The organism is Rhizobium sp. PEPV16, assembly GCF_008919455.1.
In the GTDB taxonomy this organism is placed as follows: Bacteria; Pseudomonadota; Alphaproteobacteria; order Rhizobiales; family Rhizobiaceae; genus Rhizobium; species Rhizobium leguminosarum_Q.
Genome location: NZ_VSZV01000265.1, coordinates 1 through 19,899 on the forward strand (window position 1 = coordinate 1; position 19,899 = coordinate 19,899).

A 19,899-nucleotide genomic window follows, 5' to 3' on the forward strand; every position below is an offset into this window, starting at 1 on the left:
GCCAGTAATTCGTTCGGACGCGCATGATACGCGGCCGGGGCATCCCCGACCGCATGAAATCGGGCATGTCAGACGCGGGGGCGTCGTTGAAGCGCGCCATTTTGGGCGCCAAGGGGGTAAGGCTAGTGAACATCGACATTTTCAAGGATATTCTTGTGCCTGTTATCGGCGGGCTGGGGATATTCATGCTCGGTCTGGAGTTCATGTCGAACGGCATCCAGGCACTCTCCGTCAACAAGATGCGCGCATTTCTCGCGAGAGCCGCAGGCACGCCGATCAAGGGCGTCATCGCGGGAACGCTCATCACCGGTGTCATCCAGTCATCGACGGCAATGACGGTCATGGTCGTCGGCCTCGTCAATGCCGGCGTTGTCGGCTTGCGTCCGGCGATCAGCGTCATCATGGGCGCCAACGTAGGAACGACGCTCGGAAACGGCCTGATCGCCTTGCCGCTCGGTCCCCTTGGCCTGATCTTTGCGGGCGTTTTTTCGCTGGTTTACTGCTTTGCCAAGAGCGAGCGGATCCGCAACGTCGCGCTTGCCTGCATGGGCTTCGCGCTGATTTTCTACGGTCTCAATCTGATGACCGGCGGCCTTCGGCCGCTGCGCAACATACCGGAGGTCATGGACGTTCTGTCCACGCTGACCGCCGACTCCTACTATAACCTGATCAAATGCGTGCTGATCGCTGCCGGCGTCACCGCGATGATCCACTCCTCTTCCGCGACGATCGGTATCGTCATGGGGCTCGGTGCGGCCGGTGTCCTTGATTGGACGACGGCGGTTGCCTTCTCGCTGGGTGCGGACCTCGGAACCACGATCACCTCCTGGATTGCCTCGCTCAATCTGTCGAAGAACGCCAAACGCGCTGCCTACGCCCATATGTCCTTCAACATTATCGGCGTCTGCATCACGGTGCCCTTGTTCTTCGTCTCGATCGACGTTCTGGCATGGGCGATGCAGTGGTTCGGCGGCGATCCCGGTATTCCGGTCATAGTCGAGGGCAAGGAAACATTTCCGCTGGTTCCAGTCGCTGTCGGTCTCTATTCGACCTTCTTCAACGTCTTCAACACAGCGCTGCTGTTTCCTTTCGTCAGCGTCTTCGAACGTGTCTTGTCGCGTATTGGCCGCACCGATGCGGAGGATGTGGAAGATTACTCGACGCCGAAATTCCTCGACCGCAGGCTCACCAGCGATTTCGCGCGGGCCGTTCCGGCCGTCCAGCAGGAGACCGCGCGTCATCGGCAGGCCGGCGCGATGTTCCTGGATATTGACCGGTCCGCCAAGTCGGCTCCATCAGATCCGGGCGAACACTATCTCGCCACCGATATCCTCAGCCGTGACATTCGCGATTATACCGCATCGCTGATGAAGGAGGATCTGCCTTACGAGCAACTCGATCTTGTCGCCAGCCTGATCGAGGAGGCGGATTTCACCGCTGCGTTGACGGAATCGATGCATCAGGTTGCCCGGCGCGTGAAGCGTGAAAAATTCAGCGAGCCCGCGTTGGCGATCGTCAACCAGGCATTGAGCAAGCTCGATGCCTCTTTGCAGGAAATCATGCCCGACTACGGCGTGGTTCGTCCCTCCATGCCGGCCGGCCATGTCAGCCTTCCCACCGTCACCGAACTTCGGGCTCAGACACTGGCGCTTGGCCCGAATGCCGGCGCGGCTGAACGCGGCACGATCCTGGCGCTTCTCGGCTCCGTCGAGCGCGCGGAGATTCTGATCCGCCGCATCGACGAGGAGCGCAAATCCGTGAACCGGCAGAGCGTTCTGTCGCGGGCCTCTCAGAAACGGGAACGGCAGGTCCGTCCTCCGCTGGACGAGGGTGGGTTGAGCCCGATGCCGGCTGAATAACGGCCATTGTCGTTACGATCTGTGCGTGGCATCTTCCCGGCGGAGGATGCCACGTCTCGTTGGATACGGGCTTTCCGTTTTGCTGTGTAAGTCTGTCTTCCCGACGGAGGCTCGAATGAGTGTTGGCCTGATCGCCCTTCTTGATGATATCGCGGCATTGGCCAAGGTGGCTGCGGCGTCGCTCGACGACATTGCCGGCCAGGCGGCCAAGGCAGGCGCGAAAGCGGCTGGTGTCGTCATTGACGATGCGGCGGTCACGCCGCGTTACGTCACCGGATTTTCGGCAGCGCGCGAACTGCCGATCATCGGCAGGATCGCGCTCGGCTCGCTGAAGAACAAGCTGCTGATCCTGCTTCCCGCAGCGCTTATCCTGAGTCTTGTCGCCCCGCAGGCGATCACGCCGCTGCTGATGATCGGCGGGCTTTACCTCTGCTACGAAGGCGTCGAAAAAGTCTACGGGCTGGTGCTGCCGCATGCGGCCCACGCCCATGAATCGGCACTCGAGGCGACGAGCCTCGATGCCAAATCGATAGAAGACGAGAAGGTTGCCGGCGCAATCAAGACGGATTTTATCCTGTCGGCGGAAATCATGGCGATTACGCTCGCCGCGGTGCCGTCAGGCGGCATGTTCACCCAGGCCCTCATCCTCGCCGTCGTGGGACTGGGCATCACGGTCTTGGTCTATGGCGGAGTGGCGCTTATCGTCAAGGCCGATGATCTGGGTCTGATGCTGGCGCGTGTGCGCACGGCCTCTCCGATCGGCGCCTTCTTGCGTTCGATCGGAAAGGGGCTTGTCACAGGCATGCCTTATTTTCTGAAGCTGCTCGGCATCGTCGGCACGGCCGCCATGATCTGGGTCGGCGGCGGGATCATCGTTCACGGCCTCGAATCCTATGGCCTCGGCGGCCTTGCACATCTGATCCATGATGCCGGGGAGGCGACCGCGCATGCCATTCCCGCTCTGGCATCCGTGCTCAGTTGGATCGTCGAGGCCGCAGGAGCGGGCATCGTCGGTATCGTCGCCGGCTTGATCGCTATTCCGGTCGCCGGCTACATCGTCTCGCCGGTCTGGCGGTACCTCAAATCGCTCCTGCCGCGCCGCCGGAAAGAGGCGCTGGCGGACGGGGAAAAATAAAGCCTGCCGGTATCGGCGAGCAAGGCGTCATATCCAGCGGGCGCGCCTGAAACGGATGAAAAGCGCGATGCACATGACGGCGATGACTGCCAGGACGATAAAATAACCGTAGCTGGTTTTCAGCTCGGGCATATTGTCGAAATTCATGCCGTAGATGCCGGCGATTGCCGTTGGAACGGCGAGAATAGCAGCCCAGGCCGCCAGCTGCCGGGTGATCGTGCCCTGTCTTTGCTGTTCAAGCAGATTGCTCGCTTCGAAAACCGATGTGATCACGTCGCGCAAGCTTGCAACCATCGTCTCGACACGGTGCATGTGCTGAAGCGCATCGCGGAAATAGGGCTTCGCTTCCCTGTCGAGCGACGGCAGGTCGAGATGGTAGAGCTTGCCGCAAAGGTCGAGCATCGCGTCCAGCACCCGCTGAAACAGAATGACTTCCCGGCGCAACTTGAAAATGCGGGCGATCTGGCTGCGGTCGAGAAACGCGTCGAGCATTTTTCGTTCCATGTCGAAAACGGAATCCTCGATCGTGCGCACGATGGGAAGATAGCCGTCGATGATGAAATCGAGAATCGCATGCAGAATATAATCGGTGCCGTGGCACAGCGTCTTCGGCGAAGTCTCCAGCCGGCCGCGCAGCTCTCCGTGCCCGCGCTCGGAACCATTCCGCACGGTGATGATATAGCGCTTGCCGACGAAAATTGCGGTTTCCCCGTAGGTGATATGGTCTCCCTCGAGCTGCGCCGTCTTTGCGATGACGAACAGTTGGTTGTCATAAACGCTGAGCTTCGGCATCTGCAGGGAACTGAGCGCATCGGCGATCGAGAGTTCGTGAAGGCCAAAACGGCTTTGCAGCAGCAGGAGTTCGTCGCGGCTGGGCTTGTGCAGGCCGATCCAGATGAATTCGTTATCCGTCGCCGGAATGGAGGCAGCCTCGAAAGGGACAGCCTCGACCCGGCGTCCGTCGCGATAGAGATAGGATGCGGCAACGCTCATGCGGGCTCCCGGGTTACCACGCTCATGATGCCCTCATGCAATGCGTGTCTGACGATGTGATACCCACAAGGTCACAATCCTTTTGTGACTATCGAGCCCCGCCTATTTCGCCAGCGCCTGCTGCAGGGCGATCGCCCCGTGCGGCGCATTGACCTTACCCTCATGGATCATGAAGGCGAAGACGTCGCGTGGCTCGGTCTTCACCTTGCGATCTCCATCGATCAGCGGCAGGTCATCGGGAACCTTGCCCTCGGCCCAGGTCTCCAGCCGATCTGCCCAGGCCTTCAGGTCCTTTTCCGGGTAGCAGGTCGGAATATCGTCCGAGCCCTTCTGCAGCCGCGCATAGACGAAATCGGCCGTCACGTCGGCGATCATCGGATATTCGAAATGTTCAGCGCAGACCGGAGCCACGCCGTATTTCGAAAGCAGCGCCACGAACTCCGGCACCTTGAAGGAATCGTGCCGTACCTCGACCACGTGGCGGAGCGCCAGCCCATCCTGTTTTGCCGGCAGCAGCTTCAGGAAGGCCTCGAAATCGTCCGAATCGAACCTCTTCGTCGGTGCGAACTGCCATAGCAGCGGCCCGAGATGGTCGCCGAGTTCGCTGATGCCCGATGACAGGAACCGCTCCATCGATTCACCGGCTTCGGCAAGTACCCGCCGATTGGTGACGAAACGTGTCGCCTTCAGCGAGAAGATGAAACCGTCGGGCACGTCAGCCGCCCATTTGGCGAAGACCGCAGGCTTCTGCGTGCTGTAATAGGTGCCGTTGACCTCGATGACCTTCAGCTGGCGGCTGGCATAATTCAGCTCGTCCTTCTGTTTCAGGCTCTCGGGAAAGAAATGCCCGCGCCAGGGCTCGAAGGTCCAGCCGCCGATGCCGGTGCGGATAGTGCCGGATTTCGTCATGTCGTCCTCCCCATTTGCAGCCGCTCAGGCCGCATTGATCTCTTTCGTCATGTCGACGAGCGTCCATCCTGGCCGATATGGGTTCGGCCGGCGACCCGTTTCCTGAAATCCGAAGGCGCTGTAGAGCGCGATATTCCGCTCCATCCGCGCATTCGTGTGGAGCCGGATCTCCGGCACGGCCCATTCCCGTGCCTTGCCTTCCAGCCAGCGCAGCATCGCCAGTCCATGCCCGGCACCCTGAAATGCCGGCGAGACCGCGATGCTGAACAGCATCAGATGATCGGCATGCCGTTCGACGACCACCAGGCCGGCCTTTTGCCCGCCGATCTCGCGCAGCCAGACCTCACCGCGTTCGATCCGCGGCGTGTAATCCTCCGTCACCGGCATCGGCGGAGCGCCGAAGAGTTCGGTATAGGGCCGATAAGCGGCTGACGTCAGCGTCGCGATCGTTTCCAGATCATCGGGCGACGCTGGCCTCATCGTCATTCCGCCGCAACCGCCTTCTTCGCCGGCCGCCGTTCCAGCAATCCCTTCAGGAAGTGTCCGGTATAGGACCGCTTCTCCTTGACGATCGCTTCCGGCGTGCCGGTCGCGACGATCTCGCCGCCGCCGTCGCCGCCTTCAGGACCGAAATCGAGCACCCAATCGGCCGTCTTGATGACTTCGAGATTGTGTTCGATCACCACCACCGAGTTACCTTGGTTGACCAGTTCGTGCAGCATTTCGAGCAGCTTGGCGACGTCATGGAAATGCAGGCCGGTGGTGGGTTCATCGAGAATGTAGAGCGTTCGTCCCGTCGAGCGTTTCGATAGCTCCTTGGCAAGCTTGACGCGCTGGGCCTCGCCGCCCGAGAGCGTATTGGCCTGCTGGCCGACCTTGATATAGCCGAGACCGACATCCTTCAGCGCTTGCAGCTTGTCGCGCACCGCAGGCACCGCCGCGAAGAAATCGACGCCTTCCTCCACCGTCATGTCGAGAACGTCGGCGATCGACCTCTGTTTGAAGGTGACGTTGAGTGTCTCGCGATTGTAGCGCTTGCCGTGGCAGACGTCGCAGGTGACGTAGACATCAGGCAGGAAGTGCATCTCGATCTTGATGACGCCGTCGCCCTGGCAGGCCTCGCAGCGCCCACCCTTGACGTTGAAGGAGAAACGGCCCGGCTGGTAGCCGCGGGCCTTGGCCTCCGGCAGGCCGGCGAACCAGTCGCGGATCGGCGTGAAGGCGCCGGTATAGGTCGCCGGGTTCGAGCGCGGCGTGCGGCCGATCGGCGATTGATCGATGTCGATCACCTTGTCGATATACTCGAAGCCGTCGATGCGGTCGTGATCGGCCGGGTTTTCACGCGCGCCCATGACGCGCCTTGCCGCCGATTTATAGAGCGTCTCGATCAGGAAGGTGGATTTGCCGCCGCCGGAAACGCCGGTCACCGCCGTGAAAACGCCGAGCGGGATCGACGCCGTGACGTTCTTCAGATTGTTGCCGCGCGCGCCGACCACCTTGATCTCACGGCCCTTCTTCGGCTTGCGGCGCTCGTCGGGAACGGGAACGCCGAGTTCGCCGGAGAGATATTTGCCGGTCAGCGACGTCGGATTATCCATGATATCCTGCGGCGTGCCGTGGGCGATGACCTGGCCGCCGTGAATGCCGGCCGCCGGGCCTATATCGACCACGTCGTCGGCCGACAGGATCGCATCCTCGTCATGTTCGACGACAATGACGGTGTTGCCGATGTCGCGCAGGTGCTTCAGCGTTTCGAGCAGCCGGGCATTGTCGCGCTGATGCAGGCCGATCGACGGTTCGTCGAGCACGTAAAGCACGCCCGTCAGCCCTGAGCCTATCTGCGAGGCAAGCCGGATGCGCTGGCTCTCGCCGCCCGACAGCGTGCCGGAATTGCGCGACAGGCTGAGATATTCCAGGCCGACATCGTTGAGGAAGCGCAGCCGGTCGCGTATTTCCTTGAGGATGCGCACGGCGATCTCGTTCTGCTTGGCATTGAAGCTTGCCGGCAGCGTCTCGAACCAGTCGCGGGCGATGCGGATCGACATACCGGTCACTTCGCCGATATGCAGCTTGTTAATCTTCACCGCTAAGGCCTCGGGCTTCAGGCGGAAGCCGTTGCAGGAAGGGCAGGGGGCCGCCGACATGAAGCGCTCGATATCCTCGCGCGCCCAGGCGGAATCGGTCTCTTTCCAGCGGCGCTCGAGATTGGTGATGATGCCTTCGAAATTCTTCTGCGTCGTGTAGGAGCGGGCGCCGTCGGCATAGTGGAATTCGATCTTGTCGTTGGTGCCGTTGAGGATGACGTCCTTGGCCTCGTCGGAAAGATCGTTCCAGCGGGTGCCGAGCTTGAAGCCGTAATGTTTGCCGAGCGCTTCCAGCGTCTGGTTGTAATAGGGCGAGGTCGACTTGGCCCAGGGCGCGATCGCCCCGTCGCGCAGCGTCCGCTCGGGCTCGGGCACGATCAGATCCGGATCGATCTTCTGCTGAGCGCCGAGGCCGTCACAGGTCGGGCAGGCGCCGAAGGGATTGTTGAAGGAGAACAGCCTGGGTTCGATCTCCGGAATGGTGAAGCCGGAGACCGGACAGGCAAACTTCTCCGAAAACAGCACGCGTTCATGCGTCTCGTTCAGCGACTTGTTGGCGGAGCCGCCGGCCGACGTCTCTTGCGGCGGCAGCGGCTTGTCGGCGAATTCGGCGACCGCCAGCCCGTCGGCGAGCTTCAGGCAGGTCTCCAGGCTGTCCGCCAGGCGCGCCGAGACATCCGAGCGCACGACGATGCGGTCGACCACCACGTCGATGTCGTGCTTGTATTTCTTGTCGAGCACCGGCGCCTCGGCGATCTCGTAGAACTGCCCGTCGACCTTGACGCGCTGGAAGCCCTTCTTCATCAGCTCCGCCAGTTCCTTCTTGTATTCGCCCTTGCGCCCGCGCACGAGCGGCGCAAGGATATAAAGACGGGTGCCCTCGCCGAAATCGAGGATGCGGTCGACCATCTGGCTGACGGTCTGGCTTTCGATCGGCAGGCCGGTCGCCGGCGAATAGGGAACGCCGACGCGGGCAAAAAGCAGGCGCATATAGTCGTAGATCTCGGTGACGGTGCCGACCGTCGAGCGCGGATTGCGCGAGGTGGTCTTCTGCTCGATCGAGATCGCCGGCGACAGCCCGTCGATCTGGTCGACGTCGGGCTTCTGCATCATTTCGAGGAACTGCCGGGCATAGGCCGACAGGCTCTCGACATAGCGCCGCTGGCCCTCGGCATAGATCGTGTCGAAGGCAAGCGAGGATTTGCCGGAACCCGAAAGCCCGGTCATGACGATCAGCTTGTTACGCGGCAGATCGAGATCGATGCTCTTGAGATTATGCTCGCGCGCGCCGCGGATGGAGATCGTCTTCAGTTCGCTCATCGTCTCTGCTTTGGTTTTCTGGATGACAGCCCTTATTTAGTGATGCCGACGGGCGAGTCGAGGCTGAATATCCGCAAGGGCTCAAGGTTTTCGATTCTGTTGACAGGATCATACGGATAAACTAGAACAAATAAAGAACAAAATTCCTGATGAATGCATGCGGCTTTCTGATGGGATAAACATGTGGATTAATTGCCGCCCATGCGCATCGGCGGTCCGTGATGGTTTAAGGTGCGCCGATCGATTAAACGCCGCCGGGCAGGGCGGCAGGCAGGGTGAGAAGCATGGCTGGTAGCGTGAATAAGGTAATTCTGATTGGAAACGTCGGTGCGGACCCGGAAATCCGCCGCACACAGGATGGCCGGCCGATCGCCAATCTTCGTATCGCGACCTCGGAGACCTGGCGCGACCGCAATTCCGGCGAGCGCCGTGAAAAGACCGAATGGCACACCGTCGTCGTCTTCAACGAAGGCCTTTGCAAGGTCGTCGAGCAATATGTGAAGAAGGGCGCCAAGCTCTATATCGAAGGCCAGCTGCAGACCCGCAAATGGCAGGACCAGCAGGGCCAGGATCGCTACAGCACGGAAGTGGTGCTGCAGGGTTTCGGTTCGACGCTGACGATGCTCGACGGCCGCGGTGAAGGCGGCGGCGCGAGCGGCGGCCGTGGCAGTGGCGCCGGCGGCAACGATTATGGCGACGATTACGGCGCCCCGGCGCCCGCTTCATCGCCGAGCCGCGGCGGTGGCAGCGGCGGCGGCAACTTCTCGCGGGATCTCGACGACGATATCCCGTTCTGATCAATGGCCTTTCCTGGCTTGGTGAGAGACGTGAGAGAGCATGATGCCTTGGATGGCGTCATGCTCTTTTTCGTTGATCTCGCGGCAGATGCCGCCATGTCAGTGCGGTGTCGCGCTGATGAGATTGAATGCCGACTTTGCCCCATCGACGACGAATTGTGCGGCAAGGGCGGCGAGGATGACGCCGAGAAGCCGTGTCAGGATCGCCCGGCCGGTGACGCCGAGGAAACGGTCCAGCCTTTCGGCGATGAGCAGCATGACGAAGGTCAGCAGCAGATTGGCGGCAATGACGCCGATCAGCTGGGCTTTTCCGATCGAGGTGGCCAGCGTGCCGGCAAGCAGGATCGTCGCCGAGATCGCACCCGGGCCGGCAATCAGCGGCAAGGCGAGGGGAAAGACGGCGATATTCTCGATATGATCCTTGGTGATCGCCGCCTCGGTCGCCTTCTCCTTGCGCTCCTGCCGCCTCTCGAACACCATTTCGAAGGCGATCCAGAACAGCAGCAGCCCGCCGGCGATCCGGAAGGCGCCGATCGAAATCCCGAGCACGCCGAGCACGCCCGCGCCGAACAGCGCGAAGACGGCAAGGATGATGAAGGCGATGACCGAGCCGCGCAGCGCCACCTGCTTGCGCTCGGTTCGGCTCATGCCCGCCGTCAGGCCCAGAAAGATCGGCGCAAGCCCCGGTGGATCGATGGTGACGAGCAGCGTCGTGAAGGCGTTGATCAATTGGTCGGCGCTTGCCATCTGCTCTCCGGAACCCCATATGGGTGCGTGGTTTTTATGATTGTGAAGCGGGGATTTCGATTTGGCAAATATCCCGCGGCGGCCCGCGGCGGATTTGTCCGGTCCGGCCACGCAACTTGCATGTTTTACCCTCTTTAAGCCGCAAAAGCCTGTTCAAAACGCGCTGTGAAATTGGCGCGGCAACAGGCTTTCCGCTATAAATCTTCAAGTGATTCTAGAAGAGATCGTGATCTGTTTTGACTGAGCAAACACCCCCCGGCGGCGGGAAGCTCCCGCCAGGCATCGAGCCCATCTCCATCATGGAGGAAATGCAGCGGTCGTATCTCGATTACGCCATGAGCGTCATCGTCAGCCGCGCGCTGCCCGACGTGCGCGACGGCCTCAAGCCCGTGCACCGGCGCATCCTCTACGGCATGTCCGAGCTCGGCATCGACTGGAACAAGAAATACGTCAAATGCGCCCGCGTCACCGGTGACGTGATGGGTAAATTCCATCCGCACGGCAATTCCGCGATCTATGATGCGCTCGCCCGTATGGCGCAGCCGTGGTCGCTGCGTCTGCCGCTGATCGACGGTCAGGGCAATTTCGGTTCGGTCGATGGTGATCCGCCGGCGGCCGAACGTTATACCGAATGCCGCCTCGAAAAGGCTGCCCACTCGCTGCTCGACGATCTCGACAAGGAAACCGTCGATTTCCGCGACAACTACGACGGCACGCTCTCCGAGCCGGTCGTGGTGCCCGCCAAATTCCCGAACCTGCTCGTCAACGGCGCCGGCGGCATCGCTGTCGGCATGGCGACCAACATCCCGCCGCACAACCTCTCCGAAGTCATCGACGGCTGTATCGCGCTGATCGACGATCCGGCCATCGAGCTGCCGGAACTGATCCAGATCATTCCCGGCCCCGACTTCCCGACGGGTGCGAAGATCCTCGGCCGTGCCGGCATCCGCTCGGCTTATGAGACCGGCCGCGGCTCCGTCATCATGCGCGGCGTTGCTGCCATCGAGCCGATGCGCGGTGACCGCGAGCAGATCATCATCACCGAGATTCCCTACCAGGTGAACAAGGCCACGATGATCGAGAAGATGGCCGAGCTGGTGCGCGACAAACGCATCGAAGGTATCTCCGACCTGCGCGACGAATCCGACCGCCAGGGGTATCGCGTCGTCGTCGAACTGAAGCGCGATGCCAATGCCGAAGTCATCCTCAACCAGCTTTATCGTTATACGCCGCTACAGACCTCCTTCGGCTGCAACATGGTGGCGCTGAACGGCGGCAAGCCCGAACAGCTGACCCTGCTCGACATGCTGCGCGCTTTCGTCTCCTTCCGCGAGGAAGTCGTTAGCCGGAGAACGAAATTCCTGCTGCGCAAGGCTCGTGACCGCGCCCATGTGTTGGTCGGTCTCGCCATTGCCGTCGCAAATATCGACGAGGTCATCCGCGTCATCCGTCAGGCGCCCGATCCGCAGTCGGCCCGCGAAGAGCTGATGACCCGCCGCTGGCCGGCGGAAGATGTTGAAAGCCTGATCCGTCTGATCGACGATCCGCGCCATCGCATCAACGAGGATCTCACCTACAACCTCTCCGAAGAGCAGGCCCGCGCCATCCTCGAACTGCGCCTTGCCCGTCTGACGGCTCTTGGCCGCGACGAAATCGGCGATGAACTCAACAAGATCGGCGAGGAAATCAAGGATTATCTCGATATTCTCTCCTCGCGCGTCCGCATCCAGACCATCGTCAAGGATGAACTCATTGCTGTCCGCGACGAGTTCGGCACGCCGCGCCGCACCGAGATCGTCGATGGCGGTCTCGAAATGGACGACGAGGACCTGATCGCTCGCGAAGACATGGTCGTCACCGTCTCGCATCTCGGTTATATCAAGCGTGTGCCGCTTACCACCTACCGTGCCCAGCGCCGTGGCGGTAAGGGTCGCTCCGGCATGACCACCCGCGATGAGGATTTTGTTAGCCGGCTATTCGTCGTCAATACCCATACGCCGGTGCTGTTCTTCTCCTCGCGCGGCATCGTCTACAAGGAGAAGGTCTGGCGCCTGCCGATCGGCACGCCGACCTCACGCGGCAAGGCGCTGATCAACATGCTGCCGCTCGCACCCGGCGAGCGCATCACCACCATTCTGCCCTTGCCCGAGGACGAGGCGAGCTGGGACAATCTCGACGTCATGTTCTCGACGACGCGCGGCACGGTTCGCCGCAACAAGCTGTCGGATTTCGTCCAGGTCAACCGCAACGGCAAGATCGCCATGAAGCTCGAGGAGGAGGGCGACGAAATCCTCTCCGTCGAGACCTGCACGGAAGATGACGACGTGCTTTTGACGACGGCGCTCGGCCAGTGCATCCGCTTCTCCGTCGATGACGTCCGGGTCTTTGCCGGCCGCAACTCGATCGGCGTGCGCGGCATCAATCTCGGCGATAGCGACCGCATCATCTCTATGACGATCGTTGGTCATGTCGATGCCGAGCCGTGGGAGCGTGCTGCCTATCTCAAGCGTTCCGCCACCGAACGTCGGGCGACGGGCGTGGATGAAGAGGATATTGCGCTGGTCGGTGAAGAAGTCACCGAGGAGGGACAACTCTCCGACGAGCGCTATGACGAGTTGAGAGCACGCGAACAATTCGTGCTCACCGTCTCCGAAAAGGGCTTCGGCAAGCGTTCGTCCTCCTACGACTTCCGTATCTCCGGCCGCGGCGGCAAGGGCATCCGCGCCACCGACACGTCGAAGACCGGCGAGATCGGCGAGCTGGTCGCGGCCTTCCCTGTCGATGACGGCGACCAGATCATGCTGGTCTCCGATGGCGGCCAGCTGATCCGCGTGCCGGTCGGCGGTATCCGCATCGCCAGCCGCGCCACCAAGGGCGTCACCATCTTCTCGACGGCCAAGGACGAGAAGGTCGTCTCGGTCGAGCGCATCAGCGAGCCGGAGGAGGATGAGACGGAAGAGGCTGTCGAGGTCGCCGAAGGCGCCCCCGTTACCGACGAAAGTGCTGCCGGCGAAGGTGGCGGCGACCAGGCGCCGATTGCCGATGGCGATCCGGCCGGGCCTGCCGAGGAATGATCAAATGAACGGGGCGGCTTCGAGCCGCCCTTTTCTTTTCAAGCCGCCCTTTTTTCAAATCGAATGATGGTTGAGGACGACATCCAAAGAAAAAGCCGGACGCTGGGTGCATCCGGCTTTGAATGGCCCTGGCGACGGAAGGGTGCCGCTCAAGGGTGGGAAGAGGAGAGAAAGGAACGTCAGAATGCTCTATGTTTTTCGTTCAGAGCCTTCACCTCTTCGCCTTCGCGCCGGAGCGCTGAAATCGTCGAGGCCACAGACACGATGAACATGACGCTGATAAGGGCGGTGAGCACTGTCAAGATCGTGAACATAGGCATTCCTTTCCTGGGGAGTTGCGTTCTCGCCCCTCAGTACTGGCCCAGCACGGCCGTCCGGGCCGAAGCATAGGGACCATAAACCTTGGACGTATCGACCTTCTGATCATAGAGAGCGACAGTTGCGGTCAGCATGCCCGTGACCATTACCATCCAGAGCACGTTAATCATCGTAATCTTGCCGGGCATTTTTATTCCTTCCGCGCCGCTCTATGTATCGGTTGAATGAACGCATCCGTCTGTAAATGGTTCCGCCGGATGTTGATCGGGTGTTTACCAATGCCGATCTGAAGCGACCTTGAATGTCTCGTTCATCTGGCATTCAGATTCGAAGCTCGTTTTTTTCGCGCAGCCGGCCCTGGGCGCGCACGATCGCCGCATGCTCGGCAAGCTCCGGCCGCACCCAGCTCATCTCGTATCGATCGGCGAAATAGCCATAGGCCATCTCGGCGGCGAGGGAGAAAACGACGGCAAGTGCAACAAGCACGATCAGCATGGCCCTGGTCTTTCGGGGAGCGCCGGATGCCGGAATGGCATCGGCTGCTTTGATGATCGGAGTTAAGCAGATCCTGTCTGAAACGGTCTTGAACGGGCCATTCATCCGCCGTTTAACCGCCCGGCGCATAACGTCCTTTACGCGTCTGAAAAGACGCACGGCGCTCTGGCCGGAGCTGGGCAAATCACTTGCGGGAAGGCGGCATCCGTGACAAAAGGCGTCAAACCAACGGTCGGGCCACATGACGACAGCTTTCTATCCGGGGTCCTTCGACCCGATCACCAATGGGCATGTGGATGTTCTGGTCCAGGCGCTCAACGTCGCCGAAAAGGTGATCGTCGCGATCGGCATCCATCCCGGCAAGGCGCCGCTCTTTTCCTTCGAAGAGAGAGCCGAGTTGATCCGCCGTTCTCTGGCTGAAGCGCTGCCCGGCAAGACCGGCGACATCACCGTCGTCGCCTTCGACAATCTGGTCGTCGATGCCGCCCGCGCCCATGGCGCCACGCTGTTGATCCGCGGTCTTCGCGACGGCACCGATCTCGATTACGAAATGCAGATGGCCGGCATGAACCGGACGATGGCGCCCGATATTCAGACCATCTTTTTGCCGGCGGGCACGGCCTCGCGGCCCATTACCGCCACATTGGTCCGCCAGATCGCCGCCATGGGCGGCGATGTCAGCGCTTTTGTGCCGGCCGCCGTTTTGCAAGCCCTCACATCCAAGCGCCCAAACTAGCAAACTAGCAAGCGCAAAGACTAGGCGGAACCCGCCGCAATGGAGCTCATATGAAACTCTTTTATCTCGCATTTGCCGGCGTGTTGTATCTCGCCTCCTTCGCGGGGGATGCCTTCGCCCAGTCGGCCGATCATTATCTCACTATCCAGCTGAAGAACGGCCCCGTCGTCATCCAGCTCATGCCTGAGGTGGCGCCAAAGCATGTCGCCCAGATCGAGGCGCTGGCCAAGAAGGGCGAATATGACAATGTCGCCTTCCACCGCGTCATCGATGGCTTCATGGCCCAGACTGGCGACGTCAAATACGGCAACATGGAAAAGGGTTTCGATGTTAACCTCGCCGGCACCGGCTCCTCTGACATGGCTGACATCCCGGCTGAATTCTCCAAGACCCCCTTCGTGCGCGGCACGGTCGGCATGGCTCGCTCGCAGGATCCGAATTCCGCCAATTCGCAGTTCTTCATCATGTTCGCCGACGGTTCCTTCCTGAACGGCCAGTACACCGTCGTCGGCAAGGTCGTCTCTGGTATGGAGAATGTCGACAAGATCAAGAAGGGCGAAGGCCAGAACGGCGAAGTCAAAAGCCCAGACCGGATGATCAAGGTCACCCTGGGCAACAAGTAAGTTACGAAAGAAAACTAGAGGAGAAGACAAATGGCCGAGATCAAGGATCCCGAAAACACCGTCATTCTGGAAACCACCAAGGGCAAGGTTGTCATTCAGCTTTTGCCGCAGGTCGCCCCGGAGCATGTCGCCCGCATCAAGGAACTCGCTCGCGAGAAGGCCTATGACGGCGTCGTTTTCCACCGCGTCATCCAGGATTTCATGGCCCAGACGGGCGATGTCGAATTCGGCAAGAAGGGCTCGGAAACCTTCAATCCCAGCCGTGCCGGCATGGGCGGCTCTTCGAAGCCGGATCTGAAGGCCGAATTCTCCGCGACCACGCATACGCGCGGCACCTGCTCGATGGCTCGTTCGCAGAACCCGAACTCGGCCAATTCGCAGTTCTTCATCTGCTTCACCGACGCGCCTTGGCTGAACAAGCAGTATTCCGTCTGGGGCCAGGTCATCGAAGGCATGGACAACGTCGACAAGATCAAGCGCGGCGAGCCGGTTTCCGATCCGGACTCGATCGTCTCCATGCGGGTTGCCGCCGACGTCTGATTGTGATTTCTGCTGAAACCCGCCCTTGCGCATAGCTGCGCGGGGCGGGTTTCGCTTTGCCTGAAAGTGCCCTGATGCGCGTAGACCTTTTCGATTTCGATCTGCCCGACGAACGCATAGCGTTGAGGCCCGCTGAGCCGCGCGACAGCGCGCGCCTGCTCGTCATCGATCCGAATGCGGAAAACAGTCTGTCAGACCATCGCGTCGGCGATCTCACCTCCTTCCTGCGGGCCGGCGACGCGCTGGTCTTCAACGATACCAAGGTCATTCCCGCCCAGCTCGAGGGCATCCGCCGTCGCGACGGCGCCGGCGGCCAGCAGGTGTCTGCCACGCTGCACATGCGCATCGGCCCCAACCGCTGGAAGGCCTTCGCCAAGCCCGGCAAGCGCATCAAACAGGGCGACCGCATCTCCTTCGGCCATTCCGGTGAAAGCTGCTTCCTCGGTTCGCTCGATGCCACCGTCGAGGAAAAGGGCGAGGCCGGCGAGGTGACGCTGCTGTTTGATCTCTCAGGCCCTGCGCTCGACGAGGCGATCGCCGCCGTCGGCCATATCCCGCTGCCGCCCTATATCGCCGCAAAGCGCCCCGAGGACGAGCGCGACCGCGCCGATTACCAAACGATCTATGCGCGCGAGGAGGGCGCCGTTGCCGCGCCGACAGCCGGCCTGCACTTCACGCCCGCGCTGTTCGAAGCGCTCGACAAGGCCGGCATTGAACGCCATTTCGTCACCCTGCATGTCGGTGCCGGCACCTTCCTGCCGGTCAAGGCCGACGATACCGCCGATCACAAGATGCATCTCGAAAGCGGTTATGTCAGCGCCGAGATCGCCGCCCGGCTGAATGCCGTGCGGGAAAGAGGCGGGCGCATCGTCTGTGTCGGCACGACCTCGTTGCGGCTCATCGAGAGTGCAGCCGAGGAAAGCGGAGAGATCATGCCCTGGGCCGGCGCTACCGGCATCTTCATCACGCCTGGTTACCGCTTCAAGGCGGTCGACATGCTGATGACCAATTTCCACCTGCCGCGCTCGACGCTCTTCATGCTGGTCTCGGCCTTTGCCGGCTTCGAGACCATGCACGCGGCTTATCAACACGCCATTTCGACGGGCTACCGCTTCTACTCTTACGGCGACGCGAGCCTTCTTTTCCGGAAAGACAAATGACAGACAACTTCCAATTCACCCTTGACAAGACAGATGCCGGCGCACGCCTCGGCCAGATTTCCATGCCGCGCGGCGAGATCCGCACGCCGGCCTTCATGCCGGTCGGCACCGTCGGCACTGTTAAGGCCATGTATCTCGACCAGGTGCGCGAGACCGGCGCCGATATCATCCTCGGCAATACCTATCACCTGATGCTGCGCCCGACCGCCGAGCGTGTCGCCCGTCTCGGCGGCCTGCATAAGCTCATTCGCTGGGAGCACCCGATTCTAACGGACTCTGGCGGCTTCCAGGTGATGTCGCTGTCCGGCCTGCGCAAGCTCGACGAGCAGGGCGTCACCTTCAAGTCGCATGTCGACGGCAGCCTGCACCATATGTCGCCGGAGCGCTCGATCGAAATCCAGGGGCTGCTCGGCTCCGACATCCAGATGCAGCTCGACGAATGCGTGGCGCTGCCGGCCGAGCCGAAGGAGATCGAGCGCGCCATGGAAATGTCGCTGCGCTGGGCCGAGCGCTGCAGGGTCGCCTTCGGCGATCAGCCCGGCAAGGCGATGTTCGGCATCGTCCAGGGCGGCGATATTCCGGCGCTGCGCATCCGTTCGGCCGAGGCGTTGAGCCAACTCGACCTCAAGGGTTATGCGATCGGCGGCCTTGCCGTCGGCGAGCCGCAGGACGTCATGCTGCAGATGCTGGAAACGACGCTGCCGGTACTTCCTCTGGAAAAGCCGCGTTATCTCATGGGCGTCGGCACGCCTGATGATATCCTGAAATCGGTCGCCCGCGGCATCGACATGTTCGACTGCGTCATGCCGACCCGTTCCGGCCGCCATGGCCTGGCTTTTACCCGCCGCGGCAAGGTCAATATCCGCAATGCCCGCCATGCCGAGGATATGCGCCCGCTCGACGAACAGTCGAACTGCCCGGCCTCGGGCGACTATTCCCGCGCCTACCTTCACCATCTCGTCCGCTCCAACGAAGCGCTCGGCGGCATGCTGCTCTCCTGGCACAATCTCGCCTATTACCAGGAGCTGATGCAGGGCATCCGCAAGGCGATCGCCGAAGGCCGCTTCGCCGATTTCATGGCGGAAACGCAGGAGGAATGGGCGAGGGGTGATCTCGAACCCGTTTGATCCAATCAAACGACGTTTGATCAGATCGGGATCAAATGCCCTTGCTGTCCGCATCAGGCATGATCTGCACGCCGTTGATCCTGTAGCTGCCGTCCGGCTGGCGCATGATCTGGTAGATCGCCGTCCAGTCCTTGCCATCGCGGCCTGAAATCAGCACCTCGTGATAGATCAGCGCGCCGTTGTCGATCGAGCGGCTGCGCCCGAAGGCGTAGTTGCCAGGATGATAGACCGGCTCGTAGCTCTTCTTCACCATGGCGAAGAACAGGTTCTTGTCGGGATACATCGCCTTGATGCCGGGGGCGGCGAAGGAATAGGCGGTCTCGGCATCGTCCTTGAGGAAGGCCTTGATCTGTTGCTCGATCATCGTCCGCGTCGTGTCGATCGGATCTTCGGCGCGGGCCGAGACAGGGGAGAGGAAGGACGCGGCACACAGAATAAGAACTGCGAAGAAGGCGCGCATGGGGTATCTCCGGCTCTATCGGGGAAAGGATCGCCGATAGAGCAGAAGTGTAGGCGATTTCTGGCGCAAGGAAAGTGGACTTTACGACCAGCGGCGGAACAGGGCGCTGGCATTCACCCCGCCGAAGCCGAAACCGTTGGTAATGGCGTAGTCCATCGCCAGCGGCCGCGCCGTCCTGCCGACGATATCGATGCCGTCGGCGGCCGGATCGGCCTCATCCAGATTGCGGGTCGGCGGCGCGATCTGGTCGCGCAGGGCAAGGATGGTGAAGATCGCCTCCAGCCCGCCGGCCGCGCCGAGCAGGTGGCCGGTCGCCGATTTCGTCGCGCTGATGGCAATACCGCCATTGCGACCGAAGACCGTGCCGATCGCCGCGATCTCGCCTCTGTCACCGACCGGTGTCGAGGTCGCATGCGCGTTGAGATGCCTGACCTCCGAAGCCGGGATCTTCGCCTGCCTGAGTGCCGCCTCCATCGCCCGGCGCGCGCCGTTGCCGTCTTCGGGTCCTGAGGTCATGTGGTAGGCGTCCGCCGCCGTGCCATAGCCGACGAGTTCGGCGAGCGGCGTCGCACCGCGGGCAAGCGCGTGCTCCAGCGTCTCGATGACCAGGATGCCGGCGCCTTCGCCCATGACGAAACCATCGCGCGCCGTGTCGAAGGGGCGCGACGCCAGCTCCGGCGTCTCGTTGAACCCGGTGGAAAGCGCGCGTGCGGCGGCAAAGCCGCCGAGGCTCACCTTGTCGATGCAGGCCTCGGCACCGCCGCAGATCGCCACATCCGCTTCGCCGGAGCGGATCAGCCGCGCCGCATCGCCGATCGCCTGGACGCTGGCCGCACAGGCCGTCACCGGAGCGCCGAGCGGCCCTTTGAAGCCGTAACGGATGCTGACCTGGCCGGCGGCGAGATTGACGAGGAAGGACGGCACGGTGAAGGGCGACAGCCGCCGCACGCCGCGCGTTTCGCCGATCCGCACCGCTTCGGCGATCGCCGGAAAGCCGCCGACGCCCGACGCGATGATCGTCGCGGTGCGCTCTCGCTCGCCTTCGTCGGTCGGCATCCAGCCCGCTTGCTTCACAGCTTCCTCCGTCGCCGCCATGGCGAAATGGATGAAGCGGTCCATCTTCTTCTGGTCCTTGGGCGTGATATAGCGGTCGGGATCGAAGCCGGCTTCAGCATCTTCGGCGATGCCGGGAACGATGCCGCCGACCTTGGCCGGGAGGTCGCCGACGATATCCTCCGTCAACTCCCTCAGCCCCGAACCGCCGTCGAGAAGGCGCTTCCAGGAAGGCTCGACGCCGGTGCCCAGCGGCGAGACAAGTCCCATGCCGGTAACAACGATACGATCCATTCTTTTGTCCTTTCTATGCATCGATGCCGAGATACCAGGCGCGCATGCGGTTGATCCGCTCGTGCACCTCGTCGTCGGCGGCGGGGCCTGCAAGCAGGCTGGTGTTTTCTGGTGTCACTTCTTCGCCGGTCCGCGCATCGACCAGCACCGTCTGGCGCTCTCTGCCGGAAGCGGC

19 protein-coding genes and 1 pseudogene are annotated in these 19,899 nt (G+C 61.7%); 9 read left to right on the forward strand and 11 right to left on the reverse strand.

Features of this window, described 5'->3' with window-relative positions; genetic code table 11:
• Positions 1-125 precede the first annotated feature (125 nt).
• A complete protein-coding gene (locus tag FY112_RS11000; protein ID WP_151518390.1) occupies positions 126-1,859 on the forward strand; it encodes a Na/Pi symporter in 1,734 nt (577 codons plus the stop codon).
• A gap of 115 nt (positions 1,860-1,974) precedes the next feature.
• The gene (locus FY112_RS11005) at positions 1,975-2,994 is read left to right on the forward strand and encodes a DUF808 domain-containing protein (protein ID WP_094085987.1); all 1,020 of its coding nucleotides are present in this window, start codon (positions 1,975-1,977) and stop codon (positions 2,992-2,994) included.
• A gap of 27 nt (positions 2,995-3,021) precedes the next feature.
• Here the strand turns inward: FY112_RS11005 and FY112_RS11010 are convergent, their stop codons facing one another.
• From FY112_RS11010 to uvrA, 4 genes are all read right to left on the reverse strand, one after another.
• Complete coding sequence (locus tag FY112_RS11010) at positions 3,022-3,987, reverse strand: magnesium and cobalt transport protein CorA (RefSeq protein ID WP_151518391.1); 966 nt, start codon at positions 3,985-3,987, stop codon at positions 3,022-3,024.
• A gap of 102 nt (positions 3,988-4,089) precedes the next feature.
• On the reverse strand, positions 4,090-4,896 hold the full coding sequence (locus FY112_RS11015; RefSeq protein ID WP_151518392.1) for a DUF72 domain-containing protein: 807 nt from the start codon (positions 4,894-4,896) through the stop codon (positions 4,090-4,092).
• 24 nt (positions 4,897-4,920) lie between these two features.
• Positions 4,921-5,382 carry a GNAT family N-acetyltransferase gene (locus FY112_RS11020; RefSeq protein ID WP_151518393.1) on the reverse strand — a complete coding sequence of 154 codons (462 nt, stop codon included), beginning with the start codon at positions 5,380-5,382 and terminating at the stop codon, positions 4,921-4,923.
• Complete coding sequence (uvrA, locus tag FY112_RS11025) at positions 5,379-8,300, reverse strand: excinuclease ABC subunit UvrA (RefSeq protein ID WP_151518394.1); 2,922 nt, start codon at positions 8,298-8,300, stop codon at positions 5,379-5,381. Before uvrA ends, FY112_RS11020 begins: the two co-directional genes overlap by 4 nt.
• Before the next feature lie 284 nt (positions 8,301-8,584).
• Between uvrA and FY112_RS11030 the strand changes: the two genes are divergently transcribed.
• Complete coding sequence (locus FY112_RS11030) at positions 8,585-9,097, forward strand: single-stranded DNA-binding protein (protein ID WP_094085982.1); 513 nt, start codon at positions 8,585-8,587, stop codon at positions 9,095-9,097.
• A gap of 99 nt (positions 9,098-9,196) precedes the next feature.
• Here the strand turns inward: FY112_RS11030 and FY112_RS11035 are convergent, their stop codons facing one another.
• Positions 9,197-9,844 carry a MarC family protein gene (locus FY112_RS11035; protein WP_151518395.1) on the reverse strand — a complete coding sequence of 216 codons (648 nt, stop codon included), beginning with the start codon at positions 9,842-9,844 and terminating at the stop codon, positions 9,197-9,199.
• A 236-nt stretch (positions 9,845-10,080) separates the two neighbouring features.
• Between FY112_RS11035 and gyrA the strand changes: the two genes are divergently transcribed.
• Positions 10,081-12,918, forward strand: coding sequence for a DNA gyrase subunit A (gyrA, locus tag FY112_RS11040; RefSeq protein WP_151518396.1), 2,838 nt, complete (start codon positions 10,081-10,083; stop codon positions 12,916-12,918).
• Between the two features lie 179 nt (positions 12,919-13,097).
• Here the strand turns inward: gyrA and FY112_RS38460 are convergent, their stop codons facing one another.
• The 3 genes from FY112_RS38460 to FY112_RS38575 form a co-directional block, all read right to left on the reverse strand.
• Positions 13,098-13,232 (reverse strand): hypothetical protein, encoded by a 135-nt coding sequence (locus FY112_RS38460; RefSeq protein ID WP_018445350.1) that lies wholly within the window; start codon positions 13,230-13,232, stop codon positions 13,098-13,100.
• Between the two features lie 36 nt (positions 13,233-13,268).
• Positions 13,269-13,424: a hypothetical protein gene (locus FY112_RS36695; RefSeq protein ID WP_003539654.1), complete on the reverse strand. Its 156-nt coding sequence runs from the start codon at positions 13,422-13,424 to the stop codon at positions 13,269-13,271.
• A gap of 133 nt (positions 13,425-13,557) precedes the next feature.
• Positions 13,558-13,836 carry a hypothetical protein gene (locus tag FY112_RS38575; RefSeq protein WP_131710210.1) on the reverse strand — a complete coding sequence of 93 codons (279 nt, stop codon included), beginning with the start codon at positions 13,834-13,836 and terminating at the stop codon, positions 13,558-13,560.
• Between the two features lie 136 nt (positions 13,837-13,972).
• Here FY112_RS38575 and coaD point away from each other — a divergent pair, with 136 nt between their 5' ends.
• From coaD to tgt, 5 genes are all read left to right on the forward strand, one after another.
• On the forward strand, positions 13,973-14,467 hold the full coding sequence (coaD, locus tag FY112_RS11050; protein ID WP_064648064.1) for a pantetheine-phosphate adenylyltransferase: 495 nt from the start codon (positions 13,973-13,975) through the stop codon (positions 14,465-14,467).
• A 50-nt stretch (positions 14,468-14,517) separates the two neighbouring features.
• Positions 14,518-15,090: a peptidylprolyl isomerase gene (locus tag FY112_RS11055; protein WP_151518397.1), complete on the forward strand. Its 573-nt coding sequence runs from the start codon at positions 14,518-14,520 to the stop codon at positions 15,088-15,090.
• 30 nt (positions 15,091-15,120) lie between these two features.
• Positions 15,121-15,630: a peptidylprolyl isomerase gene (locus FY112_RS11060; protein ID WP_003539661.1), complete on the forward strand. Its 510-nt coding sequence runs from the start codon at positions 15,121-15,123 to the stop codon at positions 15,628-15,630.
• A 74-nt stretch (positions 15,631-15,704) separates the two neighbouring features.
• On the forward strand, positions 15,705-16,790 hold the full coding sequence (gene queA / locus FY112_RS11065) for a tRNA preQ1(34) S-adenosylmethionine ribosyltransferase-isomerase QueA (protein WP_151518398.1): 1,086 nt from the start codon (positions 15,705-15,707) through the stop codon (positions 16,788-16,790).
• The gene (gene tgt / locus FY112_RS11070; RefSeq protein WP_151518399.1) at positions 16,787-17,917 is read left to right on the forward strand and encodes a tRNA guanosine(34) transglycosylase Tgt; all 1,131 of its coding nucleotides are present in this window, start codon (positions 16,787-16,789) and stop codon (positions 17,915-17,917) included. Before queA ends, tgt begins: the two co-directional genes overlap by 4 nt.
• Positions 17,918-17,948: 31 nt before the next feature.
• Here the strand turns inward: tgt and FY112_RS11075 are convergent, their stop codons facing one another.
• The 3 genes and pseudogenes from FY112_RS11075 to FY112_RS11085 all read right to left on the reverse strand — a co-directional run.
• Positions 17,949-18,377, reverse strand: coding sequence for a DUF4864 domain-containing protein (locus FY112_RS11075; protein WP_151518400.1), 429 nt, complete (start codon positions 18,375-18,377; stop codon positions 17,949-17,951).
• 81 nt (positions 18,378-18,458) lie between these two features.
• Positions 18,459-19,724, reverse strand: coding sequence for a beta-ketoacyl-ACP synthase II (gene fabF / locus FY112_RS11080; protein ID WP_151518401.1), 1,266 nt, complete (start codon positions 19,722-19,724; stop codon positions 18,459-18,461).
• A 13-nt stretch (positions 19,725-19,737) separates the two neighbouring features.
• A pseudogene (locus tag FY112_RS11085) lies at positions 19,738-19,899 on the reverse strand (transcriptional regulator); the annotation flags it as partial.

Coding starts and splice junctions, on each gene's coding strand:
- FY112_RS11005 (WP_094085987.1), top strand. CDS start 1,975: ATGAGTGTTGGCCTGATCGCCCTTCTTGATGATATCGCGGCATTGGCC.
- FY112_RS11010 (WP_151518391.1), bottom strand. CDS start 3,987: ATGAGCGTTGCCGCATCCTATCTCTATCGCGACGGACGCCGGGTCGAG.
- FY112_RS11015 (WP_151518392.1), bottom strand. CDS start 4,896: ATGACGAAATCCGGCACTATCCGCACCGGCATCGGCGGCTGGACCTTC.
- FY112_RS11020 (WP_151518393.1), bottom strand. CDS start 5,382: ATGACGATGAGGCCAGCGTCGCCCGATGATCTGGAAACGATCGCGACG.
- uvrA (WP_151518394.1), bottom strand. CDS start 8,300: ATGAGCGAACTGAAGACGATCTCCATCCGCGGCGCGCGCGAGCATAAT.
- FY112_RS11030 (WP_094085982.1), top strand. CDS start 8,585: ATGGCTGGTAGCGTGAATAAGGTAATTCTGATTGGAAACGTCGGTGCG.
- FY112_RS11035 (WP_151518395.1), bottom strand. CDS start 9,844: ATGGCAAGCGCCGACCAATTGATCAACGCCTTCACGACGCTGCTCGTC.
- FY112_RS38460 (WP_018445350.1), bottom strand. CDS start 13,232: ATGTTCACGATCTTGACAGTGCTCACCGCCCTTATCAGCGTCATGTTC.
- FY112_RS36695 (WP_003539654.1), bottom strand. CDS start 13,424: ATGCCCGGCAAGATTACGATGATTAACGTGCTCTGGATGGTAATGGTC.
- FY112_RS38575 (WP_131710210.1), bottom strand. CDS start 13,836: ATGAATGGCCCGTTCAAGACCGTTTCAGACAGGATCTGCTTAACTCCG.
- coaD (WP_064648064.1), top strand. CDS start 13,973: ATGACGACAGCTTTCTATCCGGGGTCCTTCGACCCGATCACCAATGGG.
- FY112_RS11055 (WP_151518397.1), top strand. CDS start 14,518: ATGAAACTCTTTTATCTCGCATTTGCCGGCGTGTTGTATCTCGCCTCC.
- FY112_RS11060 (WP_003539661.1), top strand. CDS start 15,121: ATGGCCGAGATCAAGGATCCCGAAAACACCGTCATTCTGGAAACCACC.
- queA (WP_151518398.1), top strand. CDS start 15,705: ATGCGCGTAGACCTTTTCGATTTCGATCTGCCCGACGAACGCATAGCG.
- tgt (WP_151518399.1), top strand. CDS start 16,787: ATGACAGACAACTTCCAATTCACCCTTGACAAGACAGATGCCGGCGCA.
- FY112_RS11075 (WP_151518400.1), bottom strand. CDS start 18,377: ATGCGCGCCTTCTTCGCAGTTCTTATTCTGTGTGCCGCGTCCTTCCTC.
- fabF (WP_151518401.1), bottom strand. CDS start 19,724: ATGGATCGTATCGTTGTTACCGGCATGGGACTTGTCTCGCCGCTGGGC.